General features: G+C 68.3%; 11 protein-coding genes. 5 read left to right on the forward strand and 6 right to left on the reverse strand.

The window, feature by feature from the left end:
- A partial coding sequence (locus tag ELR45_RS15090) for a hypothetical protein (RefSeq protein ID WP_240759735.1) occupies positions 1-829 on the reverse strand: 829 nt, incomplete at its 3' end.
- Positions 830-854: 25 nt separating this feature from the next.
- A complete protein-coding gene (locus tag ELR45_RS15095) occupies positions 855-1,490 on the reverse strand; it encodes an RNA polymerase sigma factor (RefSeq protein ID WP_129667158.1) in 636 nt (211 codons plus the stop codon).
- An 84-nt stretch (positions 1,491-1,574) separates the two neighbouring features.
- Between ELR45_RS15095 and dapE the strand changes: the two genes are divergently transcribed.
- Positions 1,575-2,642, forward strand: coding sequence for a succinyl-diaminopimelate desuccinylase (gene dapE, locus ELR45_RS15100; RefSeq protein ID WP_129667159.1), 1,068 nt, complete (start codon positions 1,575-1,577; stop codon positions 2,640-2,642).
- 18 nt (positions 2,643-2,660) lie between these two features.
- Here the strand turns inward: dapE and folP are convergent, their stop codons facing one another.
- Entirely contained in the window at positions 2,661-3,548 is an 888-nt protein-coding gene (folP, locus tag ELR45_RS15105) for a dihydropteroate synthase (protein ID WP_129667160.1), read from the reverse strand.
- Between folP and ELR45_RS15110 the strand changes: the two genes are divergently transcribed.
- Positions 3,454-3,882 (forward strand): DivIVA domain-containing protein, encoded by a 429-nt coding sequence (locus ELR45_RS15110; protein ID WP_240759740.1) that lies wholly within the window; start codon positions 3,454-3,456, stop codon positions 3,880-3,882. The two genes, folP and ELR45_RS15110, sit on opposite strands and share 95 nt — an antisense overlap.
- A 92-nt stretch (positions 3,883-3,974) precedes the next feature.
- On the opposite strand, the gene ELR45_RS15115 is transcribed toward ELR45_RS15110, so the two are convergent.
- A complete protein-coding gene (locus ELR45_RS15115; protein WP_129667162.1) occupies positions 3,975-4,562 on the reverse strand; it encodes a DNA-3-methyladenine glycosylase I in 588 nt (195 codons plus the stop codon).
- A gap of 342 nt (positions 4,563-4,904) precedes the next feature.
- On the opposite strand from ELR45_RS15115, the gene ELR45_RS15120 reads away from it, so the two are divergent.
- Positions 4,905-5,072, forward strand: coding sequence for a DUF3117 domain-containing protein (locus ELR45_RS15120; RefSeq protein WP_129667163.1), 168 nt, complete (start codon positions 4,905-4,907; stop codon positions 5,070-5,072).
- A gap of 173 nt (positions 5,073-5,245) precedes the next feature.
- Positions 5,246-6,895, forward strand: a complete 1,650-nt coding sequence (locus ELR45_RS15125; RefSeq protein ID WP_129667164.1) for a leucyl aminopeptidase — start codon at positions 5,246-5,248, stop codon at positions 6,893-6,895.
- Positions 6,896-6,939: 44 nt separating this feature from the next.
- Here ELR45_RS15125 and ELR45_RS15130 read toward each other — a convergent pair whose 3' ends face one another.
- Positions 6,940-9,234, reverse strand: a complete 2,295-nt coding sequence (locus ELR45_RS15130; RefSeq protein WP_129667165.1) for an FdhF/YdeP family oxidoreductase — start codon at positions 9,232-9,234, stop codon at positions 6,940-6,942.
- Positions 9,235-9,555: 321 nt separating this feature from the next.
- Here ELR45_RS15130 and fdhD point away from each other — a divergent pair, with 321 nt between their 5' ends.
- Complete coding sequence (gene fdhD / locus ELR45_RS15135) at positions 9,556-10,401, forward strand: formate dehydrogenase accessory sulfurtransferase FdhD (RefSeq protein ID WP_205856635.1); 846 nt, start codon at positions 9,556-9,558, stop codon at positions 10,399-10,401.
- Here fdhD and glgA read toward each other — a convergent pair.
- Positions 10,377-11,600 carry a glycogen synthase gene (gene glgA / locus ELR45_RS15140; RefSeq protein WP_129667167.1) on the reverse strand — a complete coding sequence of 408 codons (1,224 nt, stop codon included), beginning with the start codon at positions 11,598-11,600 and terminating at the stop codon, positions 10,377-10,379. The genes fdhD and glgA overlap by 25 nt on opposite strands.
- Positions 11,601-11,653 lie beyond the last annotated feature (53 nt).

The raw sequence follows: 11,653 nt of genomic DNA on the forward strand, positions 1-11,653 counted from the left end.
CCGTCGCCTGCGGCCGCTCGACCGCGAGAACCTGACGTAGGGCGTCCGGATCGCCGGGCAGGTCGTCCGGGTACATGGTGGCCCACGCGCCCGAGGGAAGAGACTCGTCCTGGAGCACCTCGCCCTCCGGGCCGGGTCTGCCTTCCTCGTCCCACGCGCGTCGGTAGGCCTCGCTCGGGAACTGCGGTTCGCCGCCTACCTCCCGCACGGACACGCTCCCGTCGGAATGCCGGGTGAGGTCGCGCTTGACGGGGATGACAGCGGTGGTGACGCTGCTCGCCGCCTCCTGCCCGCCGGTCGCTTCGCCGCCGACCCCTTCGCCAGCGAGCCCTTCACCTTCGCCGCCTTCGCCGGCGGCGCCTTCACCTTCAACCGGCCCCTCTGACGTCCCATCGCCGGCGGGGTTGTCGGCGGTGACGGCCAGCGACCAGCGCTCCGTGCGGATTGTGATGTCCCCACGCCGCTCGTCTTCAGCGGCGTCGGTGGATGTCTCGGCCCGGCCGGCAAGCGCGCGCAGCAGGTCGGAGGCAGGTTCGCCCTCGGCCGTCTCGTGCCCGATGAGCGTGGGGGTGGCGGCCTGAGCCACACCGAGATCCGGGCGGAGGATGTCGGCCGTCACCAGAGACAGCGCGACGAGTACGCCCGCGACCGCCATCGCCAGGCCGGTTCGGACGAGCTGTAGCCGGGGCCGCTTCCACGGGGGACGCGGCCGGACCGGTCGCGTCTCTGACTCGTGCGTGTCCCGGGCGATCGTCTCGAGCAGATCACGGATGGCGCGTTCGCGATGCGGAGGAAGCTGACCGGACGGTGGCAGCTCGGCGCTGCTCAAACGAAGGGTCGCTGAAGTCATGGAACTACGTCGCCTCCCGGGTCGGATGAGCGTGCATGGCCGGCCGGGACGTCATTGGTCGGGCAGCGCCTTCCATCAAGCGGCGGAGATGTTCGTGTGCACGAGTCAGCCGGGACCGGACCGTCCTGACCGGGATCCCGAGCGCGACGGCTGCCTCGGCGGCGGTGCGTTCACCCCAGACGCACAGGGCGAGAACCTCCTGCTCGCGTTGGGGTAGACGCCGGAAAACCCGGAGAATCTCCTGCATCTGCCGTTCGGCCTCGACTCGGGCCGCGTGATTCTCGTCGGGCTGCTCTTCGATGACCGCCGGAGGGAGTTTCGCGAGCAGACTGCGGTGTCGCCGTACCGCGCGAGCGCTGTTCCGGGCCACCTGAGACGCGATGCCGAGCAGCCAGGGCACGACGGTATCCCCGTTGCCGGCGAATTGGGCCCGCTGGCGCCAGGCCTCCAGGAAGACCACGGTCGTGAGATCCTCGGCGATATCCCAGCTGCCGGTCAGGCGGAAACAGAAGGTGTAGACGGTATGAGAGTGACGGGTGAAGAGATCGCCGAACGCTGCGGGATCGCCCTTCCGGGCGCGCGACCACAGCTGTTCGTCACTGGGCCCCCGCTCGGTTGTCCCGGGCTCTACCACACTCATCAAGTCAATGGTGTACCACCCACCGCGGAAAACCAAACTGTGAACAATAAAACCGCAGGTCAGCGTTGATGTAGGGTAGCGGGCGTGAACCCGCGACTCGACCTGAACCTGGCGGCACCCGAGCTGACCGCGGCGATCTGCGACATCGCGTCGGTCAGCGGCGACGAACGTGCCCTGGCCGACGCCGTCGAGCTGGCCCTGCGTGAGTGCGAGCATCTCACCGTGGACCGCGACGGCGACTCTGTCATCGCTCGAACCGGCGATCAGGAGGCCGGCCGCGTCGTGGTGGCCGGGCATCTCGACACCGTTCCGATAGCGAGCAATGTCCCCACCAAGCGTGACGGCGACATCTTGTGGGGGCGGGGGACCGTGGACATGAAGGGCGGAGTCGCCGTCATGCTGCGCCTTGCCGCGCGGGTGACGGCGCCGATGCGGCCGGTGACCTACGTTTTCTACGACAACGAGGAGGTCGAGGCAGAGCGGAACGGCTTAGGGCGGATCAGCCGGACGAACCGGGAATGGCTCCGTGGCGACTTCGCTGTGCTCATGGAGCCGACGTCGGCGATGGTCGAGGGCGGTTGCAACGGAACCCTGCGGGCACGGGTCACGGTCCGAGGCAACGCCGCGCACAGCGCTCGCTGGTGGATGGGGAGTAACGCGATCCACGACGCGGGGGCCGTTCTGGATCGCCTCAACGCATACCAGCCGGCACAGGTGGAGGTCGACGGCCTAGTCTACCGTGAAGGCCTGAACGCGGTGGCCATCGAGGGTGGAATCGCCGGAAATGTCATCCCGGACCGGTGCGCGATCTCGATCAACTACCGGTTCGCCCCGGACAAGAACGAGGATGAGGCGTTCGCTCACGTGCGCGAGGTGTTGGACGGATTCGAGACCGAGCTGACCGACAGTGCCCCGGCCGCCCGACCCGGCCTGGACAGACCCGCGGCGAGGGAGTTCGTCGCAGCCGTCGGCGGGGAGCCGCGGGCCAAGGAGGGCTGGACTGACGTCGCGCGTTTCTCCAGCCTGGGCATTCCTGCCATCAACTACGGCCCCGGGGACCCGCAGCTCGCGCACGCCGACGACGAGCAGGTCGACGTCCGGGAGATCATCGAGTGCGAGAACCGCATGCGCACGTGGCTGGCGCATCCGTAGCGTGGTCGGTGAGGAACGTTAGCCGAGCCCGCGCTGAGGAGCCCGGGGTGGCAGGTCGCCATTGATCGCGGCGACCATGTCCAGCACCTGCCGGGTGGCCGCGACATCGTGTACCCGGAACACGCGCGCGCCCTGCCACGCGGCGACGGCGGTGGCGGCGAGTGTGCCGTGCAGACGTTCCGACACCGGCAGGTCGAGCGTCTCGCCGACGAAGTCCTTCCGGGAGAGGCTGACCAGAACCGGCCATCCGGTGTCGACGAGCTCGTCGAGGCGGCGGGTCACCTCCAGCGAATGGTAGGTGTTCTTGCCGAAGTCGTGGGTCGGGTCGACGAGTACGGCGTCGGGGCGGACTCCGGCGTCGACGGCCCGCTGCGCCAGCTCGGTCGTGCCGGCGACCACGTCGGCCATCACGTCGTCGTAGGTGACACCCCGCGGGTCGGTCCGCGGCGCGTGGCCGCCCGTGTGGCTGCAGACCAGGCCGGCACCCCAGCGTGCGGCGACGACTGCGAGGCCGGGGTCGGCGGCGGCCCACGCGTCGTTGACGAGATGCGCTCCCGCCTCGCACAGGACATCGGCGACCCCAGCACGGTACGTGTCTACGCTGATCACGATGCCGGGATGGCGGCTGCGGATCTCGGCCACGATTCCGGCGGTGCGGTCGATCTCCTCGGCTTCGCTGACCGGCGGGCCGTCGCCGGCCTTCACGCCGCCGATGTCGATGATGTCCGCTCCTTCGTCGATGACCTGCTCGACCCGGTTCCACGCTTGATTGAACTCGAAGGTAGCGCCCCTGTCGTAGAACGAGTCAGGGGTGCGGTTCACGATCGCCATCACGGCGAACGTTGCGGGGCTGAAGGTCGACGACCCAAGCCGCAAGACGGAGGCGTCACGTGGCACGATCAGCATTATGTATGTCCTCTTCGTCGTCGTCGCAGCCGCGGTGCTCTTCGCGGTGGTCGCGGTCACCTTCGGACGCGGTGACCTGATGGACGAGGAGCCGCCTGTCGTGGCTGGTCCGGAGCTGGGTGAGCAGCCGCTTCGTGCTGATGACCTCGGTAACCTGCGGTTTTCGGTCGCGGTCCGCGGCTACCGGATGGACCAGGTCGACGCGGTGATCAGCCGGCTCGGCACCGAGCTCGCCCAGCGTGACCGGCACATCGCCGAGCTCGAAGAGCAGATGGAGCAGATCTCGGCCGCCCCGCCCCGTCCACGGCCCCCGTGGACCGGGGACCGACCGTGACCCGGCGTCCGGGCGAGATGTGGGTGTGACGGCACGTCGAGGCCCGCGGACGGCTAAGCGGGAGGCGTGCATGAGGACGCTGGGCAGGTCGTTTAACGGTATGCGCAGCCTTCGAGGTGGTCGTTGACGAGGCCGGCCGCCTGCATGGTGGCATATGCGGTGGTGGGGCCGACGAATACGAATCCTCGTTGTTTCAGTGCGCGGGCGAGCGTCTTCGATTCGGTGGTCACGGCGGGAACGTCATCCAGCGTGCGTGGGGTGGGAAGCCCGTCCCGGTCCGGTGCGAACGACCAGATCAGCCGGTCCAGGGCGGCGTCGCCGTCCTGCTCGCGCAGCTGCTGTAATGCTCGTGCGTTGGTGACGGCGGCGTTGATCTTCGCTCGGTTCCGCACGATGGAGGCGTCGGCCATCAACCGGGCCACGTCGGCCTCGCCGAATCCGGCGACGACGGCGGGATCGAACCCGGCGAACGCCTGCCGGAACGCTGCCCGTTTCCGCAGGATGGTCAGCCACGACAGGCCGGACTGGAACCCTTCCAGGGTAAGGCGTTCGTATAGCGCAACGTCGCCGCGCACCGGTCTGCCCCACTCCTCGTCGTGGTAGGCGATGTAGTCCGGTGTACCGAGCGCCCACGGGCACCGGGGAGCGCCGTCGGGCCCGTCCTGTGCTTCACCGGTCATCTATGGCGCACCTCCTCCTCCGGCGGACGTCGTGTCTGCCGGTTGTGTACAGACCCGTGTCTGGGCGTGCTGAGCAGACCCATTCGAACGGCCTGGTTGCCAAGTCTTCGAACTAGTGTACGGCACACTGGGGCCATTGCCGGGGGTCTCGGTGCCAGCCGATCGACAGGCGACCGGAGGAGTCCGTACGCTCATAGCAACGGTTTTTCCACTCCAGTTGGCGGCTGACTCCACCCTTCGCAGCCGGATGCGGGATAATGTGACGGTTCGTGACGTGCACGGGTGCGGCCTTCTGGACCAGTCAGAAGGCGACGTGCATGCCTGACAGGAAGGAGTGCGCGGATGGCGGCGATGAAGCCGCGGACTGGCGACGGGCCGCTTGAGGTCACGAAGGAAGGGCGCGGGATCATCATGCGCGTCCCCCTTGAGGGCGGTGGGCGTCTCGTCGTCGAGATCTCGCTTGACGAGGCTCACGCGCTCAGCGATGCGCTGAAGGACGTCACTGGCTGACGGGCATGACGGGTCCAACGTCGGTCCTCATGCTGATGACATAGAAACTCTCATGCCCCGTCCGATGCGAAGGGAGATCGGGCGGGGCTTTAGAGTGTCCGGCAACGAGGTCGGCCTCCGCAGGCGCCGCATCCCGGCTCGGACCGGCGGTACGTCCGGCGCTCTTAATGTGCATGGATGGAGAGGTTGTGCTGGACGAGAACCGGGTGAAGCCCACCGCCGTAGTCACGGATCCCCGTGGCATCCTCGACGTCGACGCCGGGGTGCTCGTTGTGCCGGTCTGGCCCGGCGGCGTGGGCCCGGTTGAGGCTGACAGCGTCGATGACCGGGACGAACCCGGCGGGCAGGCGGTCGCCCTCGCCGTCGACGCCCTTGCCGACGACGCCGAGATCGGCCCCTGGATCGGCCCCGGCGGAGCGGAGGTCATGGACGCCCTCGGTCTCGACCTGCTCGGCGTCCTGGAACGGGAACGGGCCACCGGCAAGGCCGGGGAGATCGTGTCGATGCCGGTGCTTGCCGAGGGGCGCGGCGCCGGGAGCGTCGACGGCGATGTGGATGTGGAGCGTGTACTCCTGGTCGGTCTGGGCGACGGGTCGGTGCGGGCGCACCGCAAGGCCGGCGCCGCCCTGGCCCGGAAGGTACGCGGCGTCGACCGGCTGGCCAGTACGGTAACCGCCGTCTCCGATGACGCGTCCACACAAGCCTTCATCGAGGGCGTCATACTGGCGACGTTCGGCTTGGACGCTCACCGCAGTACACCAACGGAAGCGGCCAAGATGCCCTTGCGTACGCTAGTGCTCGCCGGTGAGACGGTTGAGCGCGAGGCCGTGGCCGGACCGGCCGTGGCGATGGCGCGTGCGGCATGGTTCGCCCGAGAGCTTGTGCACACCCCGTCGAATGTGAAGGACCCGGCCTGGCTGGCGGACCGCGCGTACGCCATCGCTCGCTCCGCACAATTGGACGTGCACGTCCGGGACGAGAAGAAGCTGGCGGCCGAAGGGTTCGGCGGCATCGTCGCGGTCGGGATGGGATCGTCGCGGCCTCCGCGACTCATCGCGCTGCGCTACGAGCCCGCTGACGCGAGCGCCGATGTCCCGCATATCGTGCTGGTGGGCAAGGGCATCACCTTCGACACCGGTGGGCTGTCGCTGAAGCCACGTGCCTCCATGGCGCAGATGAAGACCGACATGTCCGGCGCCGCGGTAGTGCTCGGCGTGCTGTCCGCCGTACGCGAGCTCGGAGTGTCGATCCGGGTCACCGGGCTGGTGGCCGCGGCGGAGAACATGCCGGGCGCATCCGCCCAGCGCCCCAGCGACGTGATCCGGCAGTACGACGGCACCACGGTGGAGGTGCTGAACACCGACGCGGAGGGACGCCTGGTTCTCGCCGACGCGATCGCCTACGCCGTCGCCGAGCTCGAGCCGAGCGCTGTGGTCGACATCGCGACGTTGACCGGGCACGCGACCCAAGGGCTGGGGCGCACCCATGCGGCCCTCTACGCTACTGACAATGCCCTGGCCGGCGCGCTGACCGAGGCCGGCGAGGCCGCGGGGGAGCGGATGTGGCGGATGCCCCTGGTCGACGAGTACCGCGAGTCGTTGGAGTCGCCGGTGGCGGACGTGGCGAACATCGACCGGATGCGACGCGGCGGCGGCTCGATCACCGCCGCCCTGTTCCTGGAACGCTTCGCCGGAGACGTGCCGTGGGCGCATCTGGACATCGCCGGCGTGGGACGCGCGGAGAAGAACAAGGCGGAGCTGGTCAAGGGCGGCACAGCCTTCGGCGTCCGGGCCCTGCTTCGATACCTTGAGTCCTACCGATGATCATCAACCGTTGAACCGGCGATGACCGGGCCAACGGCCGATGATCATGGGTGCGTGGCGGGCTCAAGTCGTACGATCACTGACTTGGACGCGGGCGTGTTGCTGACCTCCGCGGTGTGGTCCAGCGGCACCAACGGGTTGGTCTCCGGGTAGTACGCCGCCGCGCAGCCGCGGGCCGTGGGGTAGGCGACGACGCGGAATGACGGTGCCCGCCGTTCCTCGTCGGCGTACTCGCTCACCAGGTCCACCGATGCGCCGTCGTCGATCCCGAGCTCGCTCAGGTCGTCGGAGTTGACGAAGACGACGCGCCGGCCGCCGCGGACTCCGCGGTAGCGGTCGTCGAGGCCGTAGATGGTGGTGTTGAACTGGTCGTGCGAACGGATCGTCTGCAGGATCAGCCTGCCTCGGGGCACCTGGATCACCTCGAGGTCGTTCGCCGTGAACTGTGCGCGCCCGTCGACGGTGTCGAACCGGCGCTCGTCGCGCGGAGGATGTGGAAGAGCGAAGCCGCCAGGCTCGTCGACCCGCCGCTCGAAGTCGTCGAACCCAGGCACCACCCGTGAGATGCGCTCGCGGATCGAGCCGTAGCCGGCGGCGAACTCTTCCCAGGGGGTGGAGTCGTCGGCGCCGAGCACGCGCCGGGCTAGCCCGCTGATGATCGACACTTCACTGCGCAGCTGTTCCGACGCCGGCGGGAGCGTCCCCCGGGAGGCATGCACCATGCTCATCGAGTCCTCGACGGTGACGATTTGCTCGCCCCCGGCCTGGACGTCCCGCTCTGTCCGGCCGAGGCAGGGCAGGATGAGCGAACGCCGGCCGGGCACCACGTGAGAGCGGTTCAGTTTGGTCGAGACGTGCACGGTCAACGGGAGAGAACGCAAGGCGTCGGCGGTACGCTCGCTGTCCGGAGTGGCGGCGGCGAAGTTGCCGCCGACGGCCATGAACACCCGGATCCGCCCGTCGAGCATCGCCCGTATGGTGTCGACGGTGTCGTAACCGTGAGCGCGTGGAGGTTCGAAGCCGAACTCCTCGCCGAGCCGGTCCAGGAACGCGTCGGGCATCTTCTCCCAGATGCCCATCGTGCGGTCGCCCTGCACATTGCTGTGACCGCGGACCGGGCACGCACCCGCGCCGGGCCGGCCGATGTTTCCGCGCAGCAGCAGGAAGTTGACGATCTCGCGGATGGTGGCGACGGACTGCTTGTGCTGCGTCAGCCCCATGGCCCAGCACACGATGGTGCTGTCGGCGCGGACCACCTCGTCGACGAACGCGTCGATCTGGCGGGACGTCAGGCCCGTGGCAGCGGTCACCTCATCATGGTCAAGCTCTTGCCAGGCGGCGGCAGCGTCGTCGAACCCGCTGGTGAACTGGTTGATGAACGCATGGTCGAGAATGTCGCCGGTGCGCTCGTCCGCGCCCACCAGTGTGCGGTTGACCGCTTGGAAGAATGCCAGGTCGCCACCGACCCGAATCGGCAGGAAGAGGTCCGCGAGCTGGGTGCCCTTGCCGACCACGCCCCGCACCGTCTGCGGGTTCTTGAAGGTGCGCAGGCCGGTCTCTGGAAGCGGGTTGATCGCCACGATCCGGGCGCCGCGCCGCTTGGCCTCCTCCAGCGCCGTGAGCATGCGCGGGTGGTTGGTGCCGGGGTTCTGCCCGACGACGACGATCAGTTCGGCGTGGTCGGTGATGTCGGCGAGGGTGACGCTGCCCTTGCCGATGCCGATGGTCTCGCTCAGCGCGGCGCCTGACGACTCGTGACACATGTTGGAGCAGTCGGGCAGGTTGTTGGTGCCGAGCTTGCGGGCGAAGAGCTGGTAGAGGAAAGCGGCCTCGTTGCTGGTTCGGCCGGATGTGTAGAACGCCGCCTGGCCCGGCGAGTCCATGGCGGCGAGCTCATCGGCGATGACATCGAGGGCGCTGTCCCACGTGATCGGCTCGTAGTGGTCCGCATCAGTGTCGCGGAACATGGGAGTGGCCAGCCTGCCCTGCTGGCCGAGCCAGTAGTCGGATTTCGTCGCGAGCTGGCCGATGGGGTGGGTGGCGAAGAATTCCGCATCCACCCGCCGGACCGTGGTCTCCTCGGCGACCGCTTTGGCGCCGTTCTCGCAGAATTCCGCCAGGTGTGGCTTGCCGGGTTCAGGCCATGCACATCCGGGACAGTCGAACCCGCTGTGCTGGTTGAGCAGCCGTAGCGTCTTCACACCGCGGCGGACGCCGGCTTGATCGACAACATCGCGTAGCCCGTGGACGACCCCGGGGACGCCCGCTGCCTTACGTTGTGGGGGACGGACGTGAACGTCGGCGTCGTCATAGTCACGATCGGGTGCGCCCTTGGTCATGTTCCGACGTTAGGCGGTGGCATGTGGTTTTTCCACTGTTCGCGAATTGTCAGATGTGGGTGGTAGTGAACGTTTTTCGTGCGGGTTCGGTGAAAACGAGCCAAACTGGTCGTGCGTCGGCATATAGTCACGCGCACAGTGATCTTCATGGCAAGATGATCAAGGGAGCGGTGAGGTGCTGTACGAGCATACTGGACGGCGTCGCGGAGCATGCGGCGGCGCGTTCCCGGGTGCGCGTGACGAACCCAGCGTGACCGCGGCAATGTCAGAAGATCAACGTGAGTGGGCGGAGCATGTCGGTACGAGGCGAAGGGTGGGTCCATGGGGCGGATGACCACACGACAGCCGGTTCTTCGGCTGCGGGCAGGAAGGGCAGCACGTAGGCCTGACACGCTGGCCGTCGAAGAGCCGCTTCTCGTGCGTATCGGTGGTGAGGCCGTCACCCTCACCATGCGGACGCCCGGGCAGGACTTCGACCTGATCGCCGGATGGCTGGTCAGTGAAGGGTCGGTGGCGGCGGCGGGTGACATCGTGACGATGCGGATGTGTCCGGACGAGGACAACACGGTGGAGGTAGTGCTGGCGCCCGACGCCACGCCGCCTCGGCCCCGGGCGTTCTTGAGCACCAGCGCGTGTGGTGTCTGTGGAGCCGACAGCGTGGAGGCGGTCCGGACGTCCATGCGGTGGCCGGTGCGGGAGGACGACACCAGGTTCGATGTCGGTGTGCTCTCGGTGCTGCCGGACGCGCTGCGTTCTGAGCAGAAGGTGTTCGACCGGACCGGTGGGCTACATGCGGCTGGGCTGTTCACCGCGGCGGGTCAGTGCATAACCGTCCGTGAAGACGTCGGGCGGCACAACGCGGTGGACAAGGTGGTCGGTGCAGCGCTCAGGGATCGGCGGCTGCCGCTGACCGGACACGTCCTTCAGGTCAGCGGACGGGCATCGTTCGAGCTTGTGCACAAGGCCGCGGCCGCCGGCATCCCGGTCATAGCCGCCGTGTCGGCGCCGTCGAGCCTCGCCGTGGACCTCGCCGAGGAGTGCGGGCTGACGCTCCTCGGGTTCGTCCGAGGCGGCGGCATGAACATCTACACCCACCAGGATCGGGTCCGCGTGGGGCCGGTCCCGAGGCAGCGTGAGCTCACTCAGGAAGCGAGCACCGATCGGTAGACCTCGACGGTGCGGGCGGCGACACCGTCCCAGCCGAACTCGGTCGTGGCACGTACCCGCCCGGCGCTGCCGAGGTGAGCTGCGCGTTGCGGGTCGTCCACCAGCTGGGTGATCGCCTCGGTGAGCCCTGCCTCGAACGCTGTGGGCTCGTCCTCGTCGTAATGGACCAGCAGACCGGTCACTCCGTCGTTCACCACCTCGGGGATCCCGCCGACGTCGCTGGCGACGACGGCGGTCCGGCAGGCCATCGCTTCCAGGTTGACGATGCCGAGCGGCTCGTACACGGAAGGACAGCAGAACACGGTCGCGTGCGCGAGAACCTGCCGGACGTCCTCGCGGGGAAGCATCTCGCTGACCAGGAACACGCCGGTCCGTTCCGATCGCAGCCGCGCAACAAGCTCATCCGTTTCCCGTGCGAGCTCCGGTGTGTCGGCCGCGCCGGCGAGAAGGACCAGCTGGACCTCTTCGGGGAGTCTGAGAGCCGCACGGAGCAAGTGCGGGACACCCTTCTGCCGGGTGATCCGGCCGACGAAGGTCACGTAGGGCTGGGCAAGATCGACCCCCAACCGTTCCAGCACGTCGGTCTCCTCCACCGGGCGGTAGAACGTCGTGTCGATACCGTTGCGGACGACGTGAACCCGGTTTGGGTCGATGGCCGGGTAGGCGGTGAGGACGTCGTCGCGCATGCCGTCGCTGACCGCGATGACCGCGTCTGCCGATTGGTAGGCGCTGCGCTCCACCCATGACGAGAGCCGGTACCCGCCGCCGAGCTGTTCGGCCTTCCACGGCCGAAGCGGTTCGAGCGAATGCGCGGTCACCACATGCGCAACGTCGTAGAGAAGTCCACCCAGGTGACCGGCCGCATTCGCGTACCACGTATGCGAATGAACGACGTCGTGCCCGGCAAGGTTCGCGGCCATGGCGATGTCCGCGCTGAGCACCCGGAGCGCGGCCAGTTCCTTGGCGTGATCCGCCGGCGAACCACCACCGGCCGGCGACGCCGCGGCGACCCGGTCAGGATCCAGCCGGGGATCGGCCTCCTCGTATGTCCGTGCGCCGTCGCGCGGCTCACCGAGGGCGTGCACCGCCACGTCCACTCCGGCCTGTTCCCGGAGATGACGGACGAGGAAATCGACGTGAACACCGGCGCCGCCGTAGACGTACGGCGGATACTCCCGGGTGAGGACACCAACGCGCATAGCCCGCAGCGTATCGGGCGCGGCCCAGAGGTCGCGCGCCCACCAACACAACC

The sequence above is a fragment of the Phytoactinopolyspora endophytica genome, from assembly GCF_004138495.1.
GTDB classification, from domain to species: Bacteria; Actinomycetota; Actinomycetes; order Jiangellales; family Jiangellaceae; genus Phytoactinopolyspora; species Phytoactinopolyspora endophytica.